Raw genomic sequence first — 20,249 nt, 5'->3', positions numbered from 1 at the left:
TAGTAAATACTGGTCGTAACGCTCAATTTTTCATAATCAGCCATCATGATTATAACAACAGGCACTGCTATGAAGCTTTCAACGTTAAGATTTTTATTAATAATCACCTTGTCACTGTTTCAAATAAGTTGTATGCAACAAGATAAAAAGCAAGATCCTTATAAAGAGGGCGATATCGTTACTTGGAAGATTAACGATCATCTTATTTTAAAGGCTGAAGTCGGAGAAAGGCGAGAGCATTTTGTCACACACAATGAACGAGTAGAAAGAGATTTTTATCGGCCACAGTCTGAGCGTTATATTGGGCAGTTTCCTATTGATTATCAACCTACAAGATTTGACAAGATAAGCGAGTCAGAGGCAAGAGACATGCCTATCTCTAAGCACTCAGGCAGAAGATATGAGTTTAATCTGATGCTCAATGGCTCATGGGTACAAGCGTCGGATAGAAGTGTCTACTCTAACGACACGTTAGATCATCCTGATCAGGTGAAGGTTGTCGTAAATAATTATTCTCTAGGGGGGAATACCAAGCAGTCTTTTGATAATTACACAATGTTAGAGTTAGAGGCTGATTCTGCAGAAACTAACAATGGAGTGACTTGTTATCGGTTTAAGGGAGAAAAAGGCGAATATAACCATCAAAAATGTTTTGGTCAATCTGAAAACTCACTCATTTCAGGTTATGAAATTTATATTCCAATAACTAAGCAAGTTCCAATGTTTGTTGAATATAGAGAGTCCATTTACAACGGTGTAAAAATTAACTGGTATGCTGATCGCAAGAACCTTGACCAAGCACAAGCCATTGATGCTGCCATTTGGAGATTGCTAGATACATGGAATATATCGTCGATAGAGTAAGTGCTGAGTACTTGAATCAACCATCATAATTATAATAACAGGCACTGCTACGAAGCTTTCAATGTTTAATACTCAGATTGTGGACACGCTCTAGGGCGTGTCTTCAATTCAATCAATAGACATCTAAATGGGTTAAAAACGGCTAAATCTTGCCAAACGGCGTCAAATAGCTGACTAATATCTCGATATTATTTGCGCTATTTTCTTTGTTTGACTGCAATTTATCTCATTTTTATTACCATTTTTAAAATGAAGACACGCCCTAGTGTTATTCGCTGAAAAATACCCCATAATGGTACTATCATATTTGTTAAATACGCGCACTTATTAGGTTGACTGACTATGCACTCACTCTCAAAACATTCCCGTTTGATTCAGACCGCCATGACCATACGCAGTCATACAAAAAATAAGGTATTATTTACAGGCTTGCTCATCTTCACAGCCAGTCTCTACGCCCCTTTGGCAAATGCCTCTGCTATTTACAAAGTCGTTGATGAAAAGACAGGTCAAGTGACCTTTACCGACCGTCCACAGAACTATGAACAGCAAGCAGACAAGCAAGTCACTCAGACCAGCGTGATGACTAGAAATGATACGCTTAACTCAAGTAACAATAGCAATACGAGTGGTCAGTCTAGCAGTACTGCGCAAGCTGCCAGCACAGAGACGACGATTACACCTGATGCTGATAGTTCAACCGTCAAAACCGCGGTCAATTATCAGCTTACGATCACTGAACCAAGCGAAGAGCGCGCTTATCGTCGTCCTGCCCAAAATATCGCTGTAAATGTACAAGTAAAGCCATCTTTACAAGCAGGCGATAACGTGAGTATTTATCTGGACGACAAAGAAGTGGCACAAGGGCTGAGTACATCGATTGGCACTATAGATGTATTGCCAGGTGCTCATACAATCAAGGCGGTTGTACAAAGCGAAACTGGCCAAACACTTGAGCAAATCACACGTACTATATATGTGATTCAAAATACAACCACATTGCAAGACAACAAAAGAAAGGCAGCGCAGTTGTTGGCTTATCAAAAACTAGCTTGGTATCAAAAATTGATGCTAAAACTGCGTCAACAGGAAGTTGCTCAGTCACAATAATGGTCTCAATAATGATTGAATATAATGGATAGATATCGCTAGCAAAATAAAAAGGCAAGCACCGTTAACGATGCTTGCCTTTTTTAATGTAAATCACTTATTTTAGTTTAACTATAAGCTGTCTTATTTAGTTAACTCGATAGTACCGTTAGCAGTCACGGAAATAGTGCTATTACCAGACTCAAAGCTTTGGCTTGGTACTGATTCGTCTGCCATTCCTGATTTCATGCTCATAGCGCTATACATCGGACGTGGATAGTTGCTACCTGTGTTTAGGTTAACATTGACGACGCGATAGCCACGAGCATCCCAAGCACGGGTAAGGCTCTTAGCTTGCTGCTGAAAAGCGCGAGAAGCTTCGGTCATTAGCTTTTGCTCTAGCGCGTCTTTTTTGGTATCTGATACACCAAAGTTAAGATTATCCATCACTAAGGTTTCTTGCAAGTCAGCAATGAGTTGGCTAGTCGCTGAAAAGTCTGTGCTTTTTAAGTCTATGTTTGCTTGACCTGTCCAGCCAATGATTTTATCGTTTTTGTCGTAGCGTGGATAGGTGCGCTGTTGCCCTGTGCTCACGGTCACGCTAGGGTAGCGCTTGGCAATTTTCATGGCATTGTTGATTGAGGTGTTAAGCATTGTGGCTAAAGTCTTAGAGTCAGTGGCCTGTGCTTTTTTGTACAAGCTGGCGCGTACTTCGTCGTTCTGAATCTCTTCTTTTATTTCTGTTTGAAACGTCAGTTGATCATAGCCTGTTGGCTCTGCATGGGCGCTACCCATCATCGCTGTCATAAGACAAACCGTGCCAGAAGCTAGTGCTGCTTTACTCAATAAAGTATTTTTCATTATTATCTCCTCAGTTGATTCTAATAATATACAAATGACAATTATCAACGCTCATTTATACATGAAAAGTTGTCCCTATTGTTCTCTAGAAATCGACATGGGTACAACTTCATTCACTAAAATAGCAAAATTTATATAAGTTGCTGTGAGAATTTTGTGACCTAAGTTACTGATATAATTTGTGCTCATACATTGCTGACATGAGCTAATGAACTAAATGACAGTGCTATTTAGGGTCTAAAGCAAACAGTTTTAAGATAGGGGTTGTAAAATTAAAAATTTCTTGTATAATTTGCGACTGGTGGCTCCATTGGTAGCCTCGCAACATTGTTCTATGAATCCCGCCAGGACCGGAAGGTAGCAACGGTAATAGTTATAGTGTGTGCCGAGGATGTGCTGATGGAGTCGCTTTTTTTTGCCTAAAATTTGATCATTATATTTATAAAGTACGAAATATCTATTTGTGATGTATTAAGCCCTTCATTGTAAAGGGCTTTTTTTTGGTCAAAATTTTGTCTGATTATTATCTATTTGCTTATGTATTTTTCAATTTAATTTCCGGTTCGATTTCCTTTGTAGTTCCGATCTAGTTCAAGGTTTTATTGATTAATATGAGTTAAAATACAATGTATTAACTTTTTATTAAGATTCTAGACACCTTGGAGTTTGATTATGAAGATGTTTGTTTGGTTATTCATTGCATTTGTGGTGTTAGTAGTTGTGTTTGGGGTATCCATTTTTAATAAATTGGTACGCGCACGTAACCAAGCAAAGAATGGCTTTGCTCAAATAGATGTGCAATTAAAGCGTCGTCATGATCTGATTCCAAACTTGGTCAAAACCGCCAAGCGTTATTTGAGTTATGAAGAAGAAACACTCACTCGCGTCATTAGCGCGCGTAATCATGCCCAAGATCTACAAGACTCAAATAAGCATCAGCCAGACTCACTAGAGCATATGGCACTATTTGCAAAAGCAGAAGGTATGTTGTCCAAAGCGTTGAGTCAATTCTCCGCTGTCGTCGAAGCCTACCCAGAGCTAAAAGCCGATAGTATGATTAAGGAGCTCATGGACGAATTAACCAATACGGAAAATCGCATTGGATTTGCGCGTCAGCATTATAATGACAGCGTGATGTTTTATAATAACGATCGCGAAGTATTCCCGAATAATCTCGTTAGTACGACTTTTGGCTTTCGTCCACTCAGTCAGTTGGTATTCGAAGATAGAGAAGCGATTGCTCAGGCACCGATTGTCAATATGGGCTAAGGTTTAGATAATTTTGGCGAACTCTAGGCAGCCTAATCTAATGGATTTTTTTGGTGAACAGCGGATACGTACGCGGCTCAGTCTATTACTCTATGGACTGTTTTTCCTGATTGTACTTGCTCATATGGCTGTAGGACTGGCTGTCATGTCTATAATGCTGACAGTATTTACAGGCGGTATATATCATTGGGCATTGGTTCTGGTCACTGTCTTGACGTTAGGCAGTTTCGTTGGTGGTAGTTTTTTAGAGTATCGACGCCTGCGAGCAGGTGGCCGCGCTATTGCCCAGCGAGTAGGAGCAGTTAGGCTGTTCATTGATAAAAGTCAAGAAGCATGGGAGCACAGTCAAGGAGTCGCTCATCAATATGAAGCTGAAGAAAAGGTTCGCTATCGTTCACGTCATATAGCAGTACGTGACGAGCGCGATTTTCCGCCCGTTTATCGTCGCTATTATGAAATTGCACAGCAACTGGCCATTGCTTCAGGTTTACAAACCCCTATTTTGTACGTGCTACCTGACGAGCAGGGTATCAATGGTTTTGTCGCTGGTCGCCATAGTCAAGATATGGTACTTGTCGTTACCCAAGGTGCGCTAGATAAACTGTCTGATGAGGCGCTATACGGGCTCATCGGTCATGAATATGGTCATATATTGCACGGCGATGCTACGTTCAATTTACAGCTGATGGTGGTATTGGCAGGCTTGCAGATACTATACGACTGGAGTGACCCAATATCCAATCATATCTCTAATTATAGTCACTTTGATAGCGATAATATCTCCCAAAAGTCTTTATCACAAAGACAGGTTGATATGCTGGCACGCAATACAGAAGCGCAAACGGACAATTTCAACACGCATAGTGAATGGGTCGCCTACTGGCAGCAGCAATCACAACAACAGCAGTCCTCAGCCAAGCGTCAGTCTAAATGGGTGCAAACGTCACCTATAATAGATCGTCAAGCCCCACGTAGCGTCTGGACATTGCTACTGCATGGTTTAAGCTTCTCTAGCATGGCAAGCGCGCAGTTGATTAAGCACAGTTTTAATCGTGAGCGTGAGCTACTTGCTGATGCCACCAGTGTTCAGTTAACACGTACGCCTGCGATTATAGAAAGCTTAAAAGCCATTCATCAAGACTCGCTCGGCTCACGTTTGTCTAGCATCGCTGATATCAATGGGCTCAGTCATTTTTTCTTTGCTAGTAGTGGGGCAGACTTAGGTGATGTGTCGTGGTTTGCCACCCATCCAAGCTTGACTGAGCGTATGAGCGCTATTAATGCGGATGCTTATCATCAGTTCGCGGTACAAGTCGCCAAAGAAAAGCGAATAAATCAGCAAAAGGTCAAAGAAATATATAGGCAACGACGCTTAGGTAATTGGGGCGCAACAAAAGAAAATAGCCTAAGTAAAGATTTCCCAGAAAAAAATACGCGGCACTCGTCAGTATTTGAGACGCAAACAGCTGCAACGATTAATACAGGTGACACTAAACAGCCAAATGATAGAAAAGTTCTTGCTGAATCTATAAGCGAAAATCGTAATAAAGATAATGGCGAATCAGAGATTGATGACGGTTTAGAGTTTGCCGTAGAAGCTGATGTGGTGGTCGATGGGCGGCTTCAAGTACAGGCCGAAGACGTTGGCGTTCATCAGCTATTAAAACCGTGGCAGTCCAAACCTGACGCTGACCTACCAGAAAACACACTAATTGGATTTAATGATATTCAAAAGGTATCACTACCTCAGTACATACTAAACCATAGTTATCATCCTCTAGGTGCGCTAGCATTAGTCGAAGCTGTCTTGCTTTGTCATCAGCATCAACCATTATCAACGACTGCCACTTATAGTTTGAATGATATTTGGAATGATGGCTTCCCTGCTGCGACTGACTCGACTTCCCATGAGCAAGTATTGCCACATAAGATAGATACTAAGCTGATGACAGTAGTAGCCAGTTTGGACAGGCGTTTAGACAGCGCTTTGATTGAGCTCGCCTTAAACCAATTGCATCAAAAGAGTTTATCTGAACTATGTATCGAAAATCTAAAGCTCAAAAGTAAAGACGATCATAGTCACGACAGTCATCAGTACTATAAAAAACAAGAGAAATGCCGTACGATGTTGTTGCGTTATCAGCAGGGAATATTTGAGTTATTTAACCAACAGCTGGCATCTGACTTAACCAAAAACTTAGCCTACGATTCATCAGATCAAAATATACCTAGTGACAACTCTAATGCTATTGCTCTGAATACCCCGTTAGCTTTAACACTTCAAAAATCGCCAATATTATCACTATGGCAAGCGTTACATTTGCAGCAGTTACTACCGATATTGTCTAAAGTTTTACAAGATACAGACGCGCAGTCTCTATGGCCGCAAATACTGAAGACTGGTATGGAAGACGTAAAATCGCAACTAGATCCTTCAAGTCAGGTGTTTACAGGACTTAGTAAATCAGAAGTATCAGTTGTTGTCTTATTGGCTTATAGACTATCAAAAGATGCCAAAGGCCAGATGATCTCAATGCATGACCGATCGTTATTGAGTGAGGGTAATGACAGTGTGGCGCATTATATTGTAGATTTGAGACGGCATGCGCGCTTGATTGATATTGATCTCGTGACAGCAAGGGATGTTAATTTGCAGTGGCTATTATTGACCGCACAGCACTTGAATAGCATTCAGTTATTGGCGATTATTTCTGCGGTTCCTGTCTCTGCCAATCACTCTATCAAGCGCTTGGTAGGTGATCAGAATGCTGATAATTATCGAGAGAAGCAACAGGATGGTAGCCAAATAGATTATAATGAAAGTGAGATGAACCAGCCTACTCATAATGAGTATCGCCAATGGCTAAGTACGTTGCATACGGTAATGTTACACGATACGATAATCAGCCAAGATGAATACGATTGTTTGCTGGCAATATCAGAGCGTTGGCTAGGCATTCGACAGCTGTTTTGATGGGTATGTACTTAGTACTTAATTGATAGTATGACGAATGCTTAATAAAAGCTGCCAAAATAATAAAAACATCTATAAATGATATAAACAAAATTAGTAGGATAGTAGAGTCGAATGAGTGATACCCAAGACCCGCTAAGTGTATTACAGCGCCGAGTGCAGCAACGCCAAATTCTAGCGATGATGGGTATCAATCAGTGGGTGCAGCCTGAGTCAAAAACCATCAATATGGCTGATATTGCGACAGCTTCGGTGGAGCAATCAAATGCTAACTCTATTGATATTGAGTCTAATAACAATGAAGTAGTGAGCGCTAAAGCTGTAGGGACAGTTGATCAACCGACTGATGGTTATGATATCAGTAATTATAATGCTAACGGCTATGTTGCCGATGAGTATGATACTGATTTACAAGCTACCACTGAACAGACGGCTAGCGAGCAAAGCCCTGTTACTTATAGCTTTGATTCCGTTGACTCAAATACGGTCAGTTCAGATGCTGTTAGTTCAAGTGCTGGGTCTATCTATCATGACATCCCAAGTACTGCATCGAACCAAACTGTTGCAGTCTCGACTAATGCCCCTATTGAGCAACCTCAATTTGCGCAGAGTAATTTTCTGCAGAGTACTAGTGATGACAGCATAAATGATGATAGCTTAAAAAAAGTAGCACCATTTGACCTGCAAGGTGGCCGCTATAATGACTGGGTAATATTGGTTGATATCAAAGCGCTAAATAGTGACAGTCAAAAACTATGGCAAAACATCACTCAAGCGCTATCAATCACTTGCGAGACAACATCATTCCCGATTTGTGATGGTATGGATACTGCTGAGCTTGCCAATGCCAGTCTTGCAGGATATATCTTTCGAATTGGCCGAAGCGAAGAGATAAAAGTTGCTGCACTGACAGCGTTACCTGACGGCCTCCAACATCACAATCTGACCGCTGTGCCGACATTAGAAGAAATGCTCGCAGACAGTGATGCTAAACGTCAGCTATGGGAGCAGATATCTCATTGAGTTGTATAAAAACTAACATCGATACCAATGCCTTTATCAACAAACTGAAATAAAAAAATCCTTTTATTTCATCATACCTAGGACTGTGATTATGCCTACAACCCCAACGTCTACAGCAACTGCAACACCGCATCGCTTGCCAAATTTTTGTGCTGGCCCTGCTACCATGCCAACAGCCGTATTAGAGCGCGCACAGAGTGAACTGCTTGATTGGCAAGGTCGCGGCCTATCGGTCATGGAAGTCAGCCATCGTAGTAAAGAGTATATGGCCATTACTGACAAAGCAGAAGCTAAGCTACGCACGCTTATGGAAATACCAGATAACTATAAAGTGCTGTTTTTGCAAGGTGGCGCAAGTTTGCAGTTTTCTGCGATTCCATTGAACCTGTTAAATGGTGGACGCGGTGACTATTTGACGACAGGCGCGTGGTCAGGCAAAGCAATCAAAGAAGCCAAGCGCTATGAAGCATTGGGTTTGGGCGAGATTAACTTAGTTGCAACTGGTAAAGAGAATAACTTTACTGACGTACCAGCGCAAAGCGATTGGAACATTAGTAAAGACGCGGCTTATTTTCATTATTGTGCCAATGAAACGATTCATGGTCTACAGATATTTGAGCCGCCACAAGTAGATGCGCCAATCATTGCTGATATGTCATCTTGTATCTTGTCACAGCCGATAGATGTGTCTAAATTTGGCATGATCTACGCGGGTGCGCAGAAAAACATCGGTCCTGCAGGTCTGGTCATTGTCATCATCCGTGATGATTTGATGGGGCAAGCAAGTGAATGGTGTCCTATGCTGCTGAACTATGAGCATCAAGCTGACAAAGAGTCTATGTCTAACACGCCAGCGACGTACTCTTGGTACTTAGCAGGGCTGGTGTTTGATTGGTTGGAAGAGCAGGGCGGTGTGGCTGCTATCGGTAAAATCAATCAGCAAAAAGCCGACTTACTTTATAAGACAATCGATGAGAGCAGTTTTTATAATAATCCTATAGATTCTAAGTATCGTTCTATCATGAACGTGCCGTTTACTTTAGCAGACAGCAGCCTTGATAAAGTATTCTTAGAAGAGTCAGAGAAAGCTGGCTTGTTAAATCTAAAAGGTCATCGTGACGTAGGCGGTATGCGAGCCAGTATCTACAATGCAGTGCCACTTGAGTGGGTACAGCAGCTGGTTGACTTTATGATTGCTTTTGAAAAAAAGCACGCTTAAGCAAGATAATAACTGATAGCGTATAAAGTCTTGCTATATAAAATGTAAATCAAGAAAGGCGTAACTAATCATGGTTGCGCCTTTTTTATATTTATAAACAGACAGTTTGGTCATGCTAGCGCGTAGTAATAATAGAGCAATGCTATCACCATTAAACGATATCCATGGCAAAGCATTAGGTTAAAAAACCTAAGTTTGTTATGATAAAATTTTGCTATAACGCTGTTTTGCTGTCAGGCTTTACGTTTTGATATTTATATTGGTTAGCATAGAGGTTTGTTATAACGTCATGATAATAAAAAATGCCCTGTTAAAAGCTATATTGCTAACCATCACCGTCAGCTGGATACCGAGCAGTATCGCTGCACCTATCACGACGACCGCGCTTGGTCACAATAGCCCTACTGAGTACATCAATGCACCTTACTTACCTTATGCCAATCCAAAAGCGCCATCAGGGGGGACGCTGTCTCTAGATGCTCGCGGTACGTTTAATAGCGCCAACAAATGGATGACCACAGGCGTCGCGATGATTGGTACAGACTATCTGTATGATACTTTAATGACTGGTTCATTAAATGAAGCATTTACCATGTATCCACAGCTGGCAAGTAAAGTGACATATGATCCAGATAATACAAGCTGGATTATCTATCATCTCAATCCTAATGCTCGTTTCTGGGACGGGTCTGCTGTGACCAGTCGCGATGTCAAAGCGACTTTTGAGGCGATACTAAATAAAGGCCCCATGTATATTCGCAGCTATCTTAGCGATATTAAAGACATTCAAATCATTGATGATCAACAAGTAAAGTTTGTCTTTACATCTGCTGAAAACAAAGAGATTTTACTGACCGTTGGCCAGTTCCCTATATTTGCCAAATCTTCCATTGATACCGATTTTGAAAAAATCAGTCTGTCACCATTAATGGGTAGTGGTCCTTATAAATTGGGTCGCGTCGATGCGGGACGTTCGGTAAGTTATATACGTGATCCCAATTATTGGGGTCATGATTTGATGGTCAATCGTGGCCGCTACAATTTTGATATGATCAAGTTTGTTTATTATCAAAGTGATGAGATTGCCTTTGAAGGTTTTAAATCCGGTCAATACCGCTTTCGCCCCGAAAATAAAGCATCTAACTGGGTGACTGGGTATAATTTCCCTGCCGTGAAAGCAGGGCTTATCCAAAAAGAGACGATAACCAGCCAAAATCCAGTACCGATGCAAGCGTTGGTGATGAATATGCGTCGCCCAATCTTTCAAGATATCAAAGTTCGCCAAGCACTGACAGCTGCTTATGATTTTGAATGGATGAATAAAACCTTATTTCATGGGCAATATGAACGCTTGCAAAGCTTTTTTCATGGCTCAGAGCTCGCCGCAATGGGTACGCCATCTGACGCAGAAATGCAGGTATTGACGCCGTTATTGTCTGAGCTTGAACCGACTCAGCGTAAAGCAACATTAGCAGAATGGCAGCTGCCCACCAGTGATGGGAACGGCTTTAATCGTCAAGGGTTATTAGAGGCGCGTAAGCTATTGTTAGAGGCTGGGTTTTATTATGAGGATATGAAACTATATCAACCTGATGGATCGCTTGCCCAGATTGAGATTTTGATGACAGGCGAGACCATGGGTCGTGTCTTGTTGCCTTATATTCGTAATCTAAAACGCTTGGGATTTGATGCAACATTGCGCCAAGTCGATGGGCCGCAATATTATGAGCGTATGCGCCGTTTCGATTATGATATGGTCGTGGATGTATTTGCTCAAAGTCTATCTCCTGGTGCTGAGCAAGCGGCATTCTGGGGGAGCGCTGCTGCTGACGAGCCGGGTAATCATAACAGTGCTGGTATCAAGAATGCAGCTGTCGATAAGGTCGTTGCTGCCCTTGGTAATGCTAAAAATCGTGACGAGATTGTACTGTATACGCAGGTGCTAGATCGGTTGTTGCGCGCAGGGCATTATGTCGTACCGCTATACGGCAAGTCTGGTACCAATGTCGCCTATTGGGATCAGTATCGCCATACCGAAAAACTACCCACCAATGCTGTTGGTATTGATTATTGGTGGGTCGATAAAGAGGCAGAAGGGCGTATCAATAAGTATTTAAAGCAGTAGACAGTATTTACTATAAGGTTTTACCTTGTAACAACGGACAGCTGAGCCTATATGATATTGCTATCAAATAACAGTTAGATTAGGGCGTGTCCTCATTTTAAAAATGGTGATAAAAATGAGATAAATTGCCGTCAAACGAGGAAAATAGTGCAGATAATATCGAGATATTGACCAACTATTTGACGATGTTTGGCAAAATTTAGCTGTTTTTAGCCCATTTAGAGGACACTCGATTGAATTGAGGACACGCCCTAGATAACTCAAAATAACACGTAACAAAAATAACTACCGGTAAGGATTTAACATGAGTATTCGTATTCACCCAATCAAAGCATTTAGCGATAACTATATCTGGACATTGATCAATGAAAATAATAAGCAGGCGATTGTCATTGATCCAGGTCAAGCCCAGCCGGTCATTGATTATCTAGAGACGCATGAGCTTGAGCTAACCTCGATTTGGACGACTCACCATCATCATGATCATATCGGCGGCGTCGCAGAGTTACAGGAATCGTATCCGATGACTCATCTGGTTGCGCATAGTGAGCATGGTGTCGATGAGGATCAAACTATCAAAGACGGTAGCACGGTAAGCGCATGGGGCTGCTCTGCGCAAGTCTGGGATGTTTCAGGGCATACCGCTAGCCATATGGCCTATATCTTAGATATCGATGGGCAAAAGCACTGCTTTTGCGGTGATACGTTGTTTAGTGCAGGTTGCGGGCGTGTGTTTACTGGTACGATTGATCAATTGCATGAGAGCTTTAAACGTTTGAACGGCTTGCCTAGTGAGACACTGCTGTATCCTGCGCATGAATATACAGCGAGTAATCTGCGTTTTGGCCTGTCTATTGAACCTGACAACGAAGCGATGCAACAAGCATTAGCACGAGCAGAGGTGCAAACTGAGCAAGGCATGGCAACGCTACCAGTGACACTAGAGCATGAGCGCGCGGTAAATGTGTTTTTACGTACACAAGAGCCGAGTGTAATCGCAGGGGTTAAATCAAAAATGCCTATCGATGATGAGAAGTCATTGACGGTATTTGCAGCGTTACGTGAGCTAAAAAACAACTTTTAAAGCAGATGTTGAACAAATAGTTTGCTTTCAAGCATCTCTTTAACACAAGCAATTCGCTGCTGAACGTCATTGTTATCTCTCTTTACTTAGGAAGTCGCCATTATGGGTCGTTATATCTTAAAAAGACTACTACTTATATTGCCGACACTATTTTTGATCTTGCTTGCCAACTTTGTGATCGTACAAGCAGCACCTGGCGGGCCTGTTGAGCAGCAGCTGGCACTTATCGAGCAGGGCGCAAAAGACAATGCGCTTGGCGGTAATATCGGCGCTGGCAGTGCAGGTGGCAATGGCAGCACTTATCAAGGCACGCGTGGTCTCTCTGAAGAGATGGTCGCCGCAATCAATGCCCAATATGGCTTTGATAAATCTGCCCCAGAGCGATTTTGGCTCATGTTAAAGAACTACGCTCAGCTAGATTTTGGTGAGTCGTTTTTTAAAGGGCAGTCGGTGACCGATCTTATCGTAAAGAAGTTACCAGTCTCGATATCGCTTGGGCTGTGGAGTACGTTGCTCATCTATATGATCGCTATTCCGCTAGGCGTCTATAAAGCGATGCATCATGGCTCAGGCATTGATAAAGCCACGGCTATGCTGCTGGCGATCGGACATGCGATACCTGTATTTGTCTTTGCTGTGATTTTATTGGTGTTTTTTGCGGGTGGCAGCTATTGGAATATCTTTCCATTACAGGGATTAACGTCCGAAAATTTTGATCAGCTAAGCGCGCTTGGTAAAGTAAAAGATTATTTTTGGCATTTGGCGTTACCGCTGCTGGCGAGTACCGTAGGCGGTTTTGCAGGTTTGACTTATCTGACTAAGTTCAGCTTTTTAGAGGAACTGGGCAAGCAGTATGTACTGACCGCTCGTGCTAAAGGCCTAGGTGAGCGTCAGGTGCTATATGGCCATGTGTTTCGCAATGCAATGTTGATTATCATTGCCGGTATTCCAGCCGCAATCGTTGGTATCTTCTTTGCGGGTAACTTTTTGATTGAGATTATCTTTAAACTAGATGGCTTGGGTTTGTTAGGGTTTGAAGCCATTCAACAACGCGATTATCCAGTGATATTTGGCACGCTATTTATCTTTACCTTAGTGGGGCTGCTACTGCAATTAATCAGTGATTTGAGTTATCACTTAATTGATCCTCGTATTGATTTTGAGGGCCGCTAATGTCAAATAATCAACCTTCATCAAAGAGCAGTCCTATTAATAGCGAACCAGATAAAGCGCCAATGCCTGAGCAGATATCTACCATAAAAAAGCAACGCTTAAACCCTATATGGCAAGCACGACTCAATCGCTTTCGCCAAAATCGACTTGGGGTGATATCGCTGCTTGTTTTCGCTGTAATATTTGTTATCTGCATGGCCGCGAATGTCATTGCCAATGACAAACCCTTACTAGTGCAGTATCAAGACAATTATTACTTTCCGGTATTAAAGGCCTATCCTGAAACGACGTTTGGCGGTGTATTTGAAACCGAAACCAATTATAAAGACCCTGCAGTGCAGTCGCTGATTGATGAGCAAGGGTTTTATATAATGCCGCCTATTCCGTTTGCTGATCAGACGCCCAATGTCGAGCTTGGTTTGCCTTATCCAGCAGCGCCCAATGCCCAGAACTGGCTTGGTACTGATGATATGGGGCGTGATGTGCTGGCACGGATACTTTATGGTATGCGAGTGTCGTTACTGTTTGGTCTGGCCTTGACGCTTGCAGGCGCACTGATTGGGATTATCGTCGGTGCGGTACAAGGCTATTACGGCGGCTGGGTTGATCTGGCAGGACAGCGCTTTATGGAAGTGTGGGGCGGTATGCCTCAGCTATTTATGATTATTATTTTGGTCAGTCTGTTTAGTCCCAGCATCATTATGTTGTTCGCTATGATGCTACTGTTTGGTTGGATGGGTTTGGTTGGTTTGGTACGGGCAGAGTTTTTGCGAGCTCGCAACTTTGACTATGTGCGAGCTGCACGCAATTTGGGCGTTTCGGACAGCCAAATCATGCTCAGACATATCTTACCCAATGCATTAGCTTCTAGCTTGTCGCAGTTACCATTTATTCTAACGGCTAATATTATCGCTTTGACTGCGCTGGATTTTTTGGGATATGGATTGCCACCTGGCTCGCCGTCTCTTGGTGAGCTAATGGTACAAGGAAAGAACAACCTTGATGCACCTTGGCTTGCTTTGTCAGGATTCTTTAGTTTGACCTTTATTTTGTCATTGCTCATCTTCGTCGGCGAAGCGCTGCGTGATGCATTTGATCCGAGGCGTTCTTAACATGACTAAAAATATTGTCGCCACCAAGCAAAACAGCGCACCAAGTCAAAGCCCTAATCGTGCACAAGATAAGCTCATGCTAACCGTAGATAGATTAACTATCACGACGACTACAGGCATCCAGTTGGTCGATGCGCTGTCTTATGAGCTAAGACAAGGGCAAACTTTGGCTATCGTTGGTGAGTCAGGCTCTGGTAAATCGATTGCCAGTCTTGCGCTACTAGGCCTGTTACCAGATAGTTTAACGATTACTGGTGAAGTTCATTTGGCAAGTACGGCAGGTATGTCTACCTTGCCCATAGTGAATGATAAGGCGCGTAATGCTGCACTACGGTCTATTCGTGGACAGCGTATCGGTATGGTATTTCAGGAGCCGATGACTGCATTAAATCCGTTGCATACAGTCGCTAAACAAATTGCTGAATCGTTGCGTCTAAGCGGCGTACCTAAGAAGCAATGGAGAGACACTAGCATCGATTTGCTAGATGATGTCAATATTGCAGATCCTGCTGACAAGTTGAACCGTTACCCGCATGAGTTATCGGGTGGTCAGCGTCAGCGAGTGATGATTGCCATGGCATTGGCTCAGCAGCCTGATATTCTAATTGCTGATGAGCCAACGACTGCGCTCGATGTTACCTTGCAGCATGAGATTTTGGCGCTACTAGATGATCTCAAACGCAAGCACAATATGGCGATGATATTAATCAGTCACGATCTCAATCTGGTTAGGCGCTATAGTGATGAGGTCATCGTTATGCGCCAAGGTCAAACGATTGAACAGGGTAAAACATCTTCGGTATTCGATCAGCCTAAGGCCGATTATACTCGCACACTTATCAAGCAAGACTTTGGGCAAGCATTAACCATAGAAGACGATAACGTAGATAAGCAACCAAGCGTACTAGAAGTGCAGCGCCTTAACGTACAGTTCCCAATTGAAAAAGGTCTGTTTGGTGGTACCAAGCGCTGGTTCGATGCGGTCAAAAATGTCGATATGACACTGCAAAAAGGTCAGGCATTGGGTATTGTCGGTGAGTCTGGCTCTGGAAAAACCACCATTGCACTGGCGCTTAGTCAACTACTGAGCAACCAAACACGTGTGAATGGGCAGATAGTGGTCAATGATCAAGATATCTCAGCATTGTCCAAAAAAGCGCTACGTAACTTCCGCTCGCAGATACAGATGGTATTTCAAGATCCATTTGCCAGTATTAATCCGCGTATGACGGTCATGCAAATCGTGGAAGAAGGATTGTTAGTACAAGGCGTAGCTAAGGTCGCCCGTCAGCAAGCGGTGCTAGATAGTCTTGCTACGGTACATTTGCCTTTAGCATTTGCGCAGCGTTATCCTCATGAGCTGTCAGGTGGTCAGCGTCAACGCGTGGCACTGGCGCGTGCCCTCATTATGAAACCAAGCTTACTTATATTGGATGAGCCGACCTCTGCGCTCGACAGTACCACACAGGTAACAGTAGTTAGATTATTACGTGAAATTCAAGAAAGACTGCAAGTCAGCTATGTCTTTATCAGTCATGATCTCAAGGTAGTACGTGCACTGTGTCAGCATATCATGGTTTTGAAACAAGGCACTTGCGTAGAGTCTGGACGTACCGAAGATCTCTTTAATCACCCACAACATACTTACACTCAGCAACTGTTAAAGGCAAGTACTGACTAGTTTAAACGACTTACTGTAGCCACTCAGACTGATCAATCAAATTAAGCGACTAAAATAAGCGGCTTGGTATAAAACTGACACATCGCAGTTCATAATAATAGCGACATATTGAAAAGAGCAGTGGTACAATAATTTTAGAGAGCTGCCCATTTTATAATGCTGTGATACGTATCTTTATACATTCTGGCGCTCGTAAATTAGTAATATTTAACTGGCTGCCCAAAACGGTCTTTATTGCCGTTAAAACCATCATTAAAAAGGATTTTTGTGCTCATGAAAACACAAAACAGTATTACTAAATTGGTAAAGAACAACAGCTTGCAGCATGCTGGTTATTTGGCTGTCGCTAAAACTCGGGCGAAGGTATTAAAAGCAGTGTCTTATGTGATACCTATCAGAAGACCGATGTTATTCATTGGTGAGACTGCCTGTGATGAGCTATGCGATATGCTTATCAATGAAGGCAATACCAATGTGTTTATTGTCACGGATACGGTGCTCAACAAACTGGGCATACCTGCAAAAGTTACCGATTATCTAGATGCGAAAAATATCAATTATCACATCTATGACGGTATTACGCCAGATCCTACTTTTAAAGTAGTTGAAGAAGGGCTCCGTCAGTCTATAGAGGCCAATTGTGACTCTATCGTAGCTATTGGTGGCGGTTCAGTGATCGATGCGGCCAAAATGATTGCCATGTCTCAAGGCAACAAGTGCAAGCCAAAGCAGCTAATCGGTATTCTTAAAGCAAGAAAGCCCGCGACGCCGTTATACTGCGTACCAACGACGGCTGGCACGGGTTCAGAGGCAACACTTGGCGCAGTAGTATCGGATGATAAAACGCATCAAAAAGCATTGTCTATCGACCCAAGAATGGTACCACTAGCTGCAGCGATTGACCCAGTTATCATGAAAGGCATGCCAGCCCATATCACCGCAGATACTGGTATTGATGTATTGACCCATGCACTAGAAGCGTGGATGAGTGCCAATGCCAGCGTAGAGACAGATTATTATGCAGCCTCTGCCGTAAAATCTGTCATGCATTATCTACCGCTAGCTTATAAAGACGGTAGCAATCTAAAAGCAAGAGAAGAGATGGGTATCGCTGCTCATTATGGCGGGATTGCCTTTAACAAAGCAGGTCTAGGCTATGTGCATGCTATCGCGCATCAGTTAGGCGCTTACTATAGTATTCCTCATGGTCGTGCCAATGCCATCGTGTTGCCTTATGTGCTCGACGTCAATCGTAAAGCGAGCGAAAAGAGACTGGCTGCATTGGCTAAAAGAACCGGTATGGTACAGGATGGTCAAGCAGCTAATGGCGATAGTGAGATAGCAGATAACCTGATTGCGCAAGTTAGAGACTTGATTGCAGATCTAAATATTGATCCAACTGTCAATGGTATGCAAACCAGCGACTTTAATGATATCGCAAAGGCAGCAGCAAAAGAAGTCAGTGACACCTATGCCGTGCCAACCTATCTGTCAGCAGCTGAAATCAAAGAAATTCTAACGAAGATTAAGCAGGCAAGTGACGAACGTTCTAATAAAGATAGCTAAAAATCTTCATGACCCTATGTTTACATTGACAACCTTACGATAAATAAAAGCCCATTACTTTTTTGATAATGGGCTTTTTTAATGCATTGAGGTAATAAAGTTTTCGTCTTATTTCTATAGTTAACTCATACTAAAATATATAACCATTATCAAATAATCGTTTAATTTATCTTGTGATTACACTCAGTTGATAAAAAATATCTTAATAAACTGTAAATATATAACAGTGTAGGAATGTTTCAGTGATACAAAAGCGTTAGGATACTTAAAGGACATTACGCTTAGGAGATTTTTATGAATCGCATATTACCATCTAAAATTATAGGGTTAGTTATCATAGCGAGTAGTGCGATTTACGCAGGCTGTGCATCAACTGAAAACAGCTCTACTGTAAAGAACACAACTGCCGCTAATCCATATGCACCGACTACACCAGGATTGGCAGTAGCCACGGTAGCCGGTGGGTGTTTTTGGTGTGTTGAAGCAGGTTATGAAAAAATCCCTGGCGTGGTAGAAGTCGTATCTGGCTATACGGGTGGCACCGCTGAGAACCCAACCTACAAGCAAGTATCAGCAGGTGGTACTGGGCATACAGAGGCAGCGCAGGTGTATTATGATCCTAAGAAAATTACTTACAATGGCATAGTACAGGCGCTATGGAGAATCGCTGATCCTACTGATGATAAAGGGCAGTATGTTGATCGCGGCACACAGTATCGTCCAGCAATTTTTTACAACAATGCGCAAGAAAAGCAAATCGCAGAAGCGGCCAAGCAATCACTGCAAGCATCTGGTGTGTATGACAAACCAGTAGTGATCGAGATTGTTCCTGCTAGCACTTTTTATCCTGCTGAAGAGTATCATCAAGATTATTATAAAAAGAACCCAATACGCTACAAAGCTTATACCTTCAATTCTGGTCGTTATCAGTTTATCGAGAGTGTCTATGGTAAAAACTATGAGCTTGATTTTAGTAAGTTTACGCCTGAAGCAGATAGCACACAGCAAGTGACGTCAAATAACACATCGGATAGTAATGTAGGCAAAGGTTTTAACCCAGATACATTCGTAAAACCTTCACAAGATGCGCTAAAGAAGTCGCTTAATGATATTCAGTACAAAGTCACTCAAAAAGAAGGTACTGAGCGTGCCTTTGATAATGAGTACTGGGATAATAAAGAACCTGGATTATATGTAGACGTCGTATCTGGTGAGCCACTGTATTCTTCGCGTGATAAATATAAGTCTGGTACGGGTTGGCCGAGCTTTACTCGTCCATTGGATACGAGCTTAGTGGTTGAAAAGCCAGATCGAGGGATATTTGGAACCCGTACTGAAATTCGTAGCCGTTACGCGGACTCACACGTGGGTCATGTGTTTGATGACGGTCCAGCACCGACAGGCAAGCGTTATTGCATGAATTCAGCAGCACTGCGCTTTATTCCACTTGCAGATATGGAAGCTGCTGGTTATGGCGATTGGATCGACGAGGTTAGACCAGTTGGTTAATTAATATTGATTTATTAAATAAAAAAACGCTCACTATTGTCTAGACGGCATAGTGAGCGTTTTTTTGTTATTTATAATAATATTGCTAATAGTATTTAAAAATGTTCTTTTGAGGTTTTTTGTGTAATATAATTACTGTAATGTACAATTTTAGTTAATTTTGTAATCAAAGTTTCTGTTACTAATCGTGAAACTACTTCGAAGGACGCAAGCTATGTTGAAAAAATCACAAGGTATGGTTGCATCTGCAACAACAGCTATTTCTACTTGTAAAGAAGATCACAAAGCAAGTAAGAAAGCATCATATTTGGCAATCAGTATGTTAGCTATTAGTGGTATATGTCTAACAGCAGAAGCCGTAGCAGCAGATTGGACAACTATTGCCAACTGTGTAGATTCTTATGGGGGCTATTCTAATTGTGACGCACAATTGGCAGAACTGACAACTAATCAAGGTATACAAGGTGAGACAGGCCCCAAGGGCGATACTGGCGCTAAGGGTGATACAGGCGACATCGGTCTGACTGGTGCCAAAGGCGATACTGGCGCTCAAGGCGACATCGGTCTGACTGGTGCCAAAGGCGATACTGGCGCTCAAGGCGAGCAAGGTCTGACTGGTGTTAAAGGCGATACTGGCGCTCAAGGTGAGCAAGGTCTTCAAGGTTTGACTGGCGCTAAAGGTGAAACTGGTGCTCAAGGT

General features: G+C 42.5%; 14 protein-coding genes, 1 other RNA gene and 1 pseudogene. 15 read left to right on the top strand and 1 reads right to left on the bottom strand.

Annotated elements, in window-relative coordinates; translation table 11 throughout:
- Window positions 1-69: 69 nt before the first annotated feature.
- Window positions 70-864, top strand: a complete 795-nt coding sequence (locus DXK30_RS00965) for a hypothetical protein (protein WP_114700066.1) — start codon at window positions 70-72, stop codon at window positions 862-864.
- 342 nt (window positions 865-1,206) lie between these two features.
- Complete coding sequence (locus DXK30_RS00960) at window positions 1,207-1,974, top strand: DUF4124 domain-containing protein (RefSeq protein ID WP_227670728.1); 768 nt, start codon at window positions 1,207-1,209, stop codon at window positions 1,972-1,974.
- A gap of 123 nt (window positions 1,975-2,097) precedes the next feature.
- On the opposite strand, the gene DXK30_RS00955 is transcribed toward DXK30_RS00960, so the two are convergent.
- On the bottom strand, window positions 2,098-2,814 hold the full coding sequence (locus DXK30_RS00955) for an SIMPL domain-containing protein (protein ID WP_114700065.1): 717 nt from the start codon (window positions 2,812-2,814) through the stop codon (window positions 2,098-2,100).
- Window positions 2,815-3,122: 308 nt separating this feature from the next.
- Between DXK30_RS00955 and ffs the strand changes: the two genes are divergently transcribed.
- The 13 genes and pseudogenes from ffs to DXK30_RS12805 form a co-directional block, all read left to right on the top strand.
- Window positions 3,123-3,219, top strand: an RNA gene (gene ffs, locus DXK30_RS00950) — signal recognition particle sRNA small type.
- A gap of 267 nt (window positions 3,220-3,486) precedes the next feature.
- Entirely contained in the window at window positions 3,487-4,083 is a 597-nt protein-coding gene (locus DXK30_RS00945) for a LemA family protein (protein ID WP_114700064.1), read from the top strand.
- A gap of 13 nt (window positions 4,084-4,096) precedes the next feature.
- Window positions 4,097-7,057 (top strand): M48 family metalloprotease, encoded by a 2,961-nt coding sequence (locus DXK30_RS00940; RefSeq protein WP_227670727.1) that lies wholly within the window; start codon window positions 4,097-4,099, stop codon window positions 7,055-7,057.
- Window positions 7,058-7,171: 114 nt separating this feature from the next.
- On the top strand, window positions 7,172-8,080 hold the full coding sequence (locus tag DXK30_RS00935) for a DNA polymerase III subunit psi (protein ID WP_114700062.1): 909 nt from the start codon (window positions 7,172-7,174) through the stop codon (window positions 8,078-8,080).
- 91 nt (window positions 8,081-8,171) lie between these two features.
- Window positions 8,172-9,299: a 3-phosphoserine/phosphohydroxythreonine transaminase gene (serC, locus tag DXK30_RS00930; RefSeq protein ID WP_114700061.1), complete on the top strand. Its 1,128-nt coding sequence runs from the start codon at window positions 8,172-8,174 to the stop codon at window positions 9,297-9,299.
- 292 nt (window positions 9,300-9,591) lie between these two features.
- Window positions 9,592-11,424, top strand: coding sequence for an extracellular solute-binding protein (locus DXK30_RS00925; RefSeq protein ID WP_114700652.1), 1,833 nt, complete (start codon window positions 9,592-9,594; stop codon window positions 11,422-11,424).
- Between the two features lie 304 nt (window positions 11,425-11,728).
- Window positions 11,729-12,508, top strand: a complete 780-nt coding sequence (gene gloB / locus DXK30_RS00920) for a hydroxyacylglutathione hydrolase (protein WP_114700060.1) — start codon at window positions 11,729-11,731, stop codon at window positions 12,506-12,508.
- Between the two features lie 102 nt (window positions 12,509-12,610).
- Window positions 12,611-13,681: a microcin C ABC transporter permease YejB gene (yejB, locus tag DXK30_RS00915; protein ID WP_114700059.1), complete on the top strand. Its 1,071-nt coding sequence runs from the start codon at window positions 12,611-12,613 to the stop codon at window positions 13,679-13,681.
- A gap of 62 nt (window positions 13,682-13,743) precedes the next feature.
- On the top strand, window positions 13,744-14,793 hold the full coding sequence (locus DXK30_RS00910) for an ABC transporter permease (protein ID WP_114700651.1): 1,050 nt from the start codon (window positions 13,744-13,746) through the stop codon (window positions 14,791-14,793).
- A gap of 1 nt (window position 14,794) precedes the next feature.
- Window positions 14,795-16,474, top strand: coding sequence for an ABC transporter ATP-binding protein (locus tag DXK30_RS00905; RefSeq protein WP_114700058.1), 1,680 nt, complete (start codon window positions 14,795-14,797; stop codon window positions 16,472-16,474).
- A 273-nt stretch (window positions 16,475-16,747) separates the two neighbouring features.
- On the top strand, window positions 16,748-18,040 hold the full coding sequence (locus DXK30_RS00900; RefSeq protein WP_114700057.1) for an iron-containing alcohol dehydrogenase: 1,293 nt from the start codon (window positions 16,748-16,750) through the stop codon (window positions 18,038-18,040).
- A gap of 294 nt (window positions 18,041-18,334) precedes the next feature.
- Entirely contained in the window at window positions 18,335-19,549 is a 1,215-nt protein-coding gene (msrB, locus tag DXK30_RS00895; RefSeq protein ID WP_114700056.1) for a peptide-methionine (R)-S-oxide reductase MsrB, read from the top strand.
- A 214-nt stretch (window positions 19,550-19,763) separates the two neighbouring features.
- Window positions 19,764-20,249: pseudogene (locus DXK30_RS12805) on the top strand (collagen-like protein); the annotation flags it as partial.

The sequence above is a fragment of the Psychrobacter proteolyticus genome (genome assembly GCF_003350005.1).
Taxonomy (GTDB): Bacteria; Pseudomonadota; Gammaproteobacteria; order Pseudomonadales; family Moraxellaceae; genus Psychrobacter; species Psychrobacter proteolyticus.
Note: the sequence above shows the minus strand (reverse complement) of the source record. Positions and strands in the feature narration are given on the sequence as shown.

Bases quoted from the DNA above. Each gene is read 5' to 3' on its own strand.
- DXK30_RS00965 (WP_114700066.1), top strand. From the start codon at position 70: ATGAAGCTTTCAACGTTAAGATTTTTATTAATAATCACCTTGTCACTG.
- DXK30_RS00900 (WP_114700057.1), top strand. From the start codon at position 16,748: ATGAAAACACAAAACAGTATTACTAAATTGGTAAAGAACAACAGCTTG.
- msrB (WP_114700056.1), top strand. From the start codon at position 18,335: ATGAATCGCATATTACCATCTAAAATTATAGGGTTAGTTATCATAGCG.
- DXK30_RS00945 (WP_114700064.1), top strand. From the start codon at position 3,487: ATGAAGATGTTTGTTTGGTTATTCATTGCATTTGTGGTGTTAGTAGTT.
- DXK30_RS00905 (WP_114700058.1), top strand. From the start codon at position 14,795: ATGACTAAAAATATTGTCGCCACCAAGCAAAACAGCGCACCAAGTCAA.
- DXK30_RS00910 (WP_114700651.1), top strand. From the start codon at position 13,744: ATGCCTGAGCAGATATCTACCATAAAAAAGCAACGCTTAAACCCTATA.
- gloB (WP_114700060.1), top strand. From the start codon at position 11,729: ATGAGTATTCGTATTCACCCAATCAAAGCATTTAGCGATAACTATATC.
- DXK30_RS00935 (WP_114700062.1), top strand. From the start codon at position 7,172: ATGAGTGATACCCAAGACCCGCTAAGTGTATTACAGCGCCGAGTGCAG.
- yejB (WP_114700059.1), top strand. From the start codon at position 12,611: ATGGGTCGTTATATCTTAAAAAGACTACTACTTATATTGCCGACACTA.
- DXK30_RS00960 (WP_227670728.1), top strand. From the start codon at position 1,207: ATGCACTCACTCTCAAAACATTCCCGTTTGATTCAGACCGCCATGACC.
- serC (WP_114700061.1), top strand. From the start codon at position 8,172: ATGCCTACAACCCCAACGTCTACAGCAACTGCAACACCGCATCGCTTG.
- DXK30_RS00955 (WP_114700065.1), bottom strand. From the start codon at position 2,814: ATGAAAAATACTTTATTGAGTAAAGCAGCACTAGCTTCTGGCACGGTT.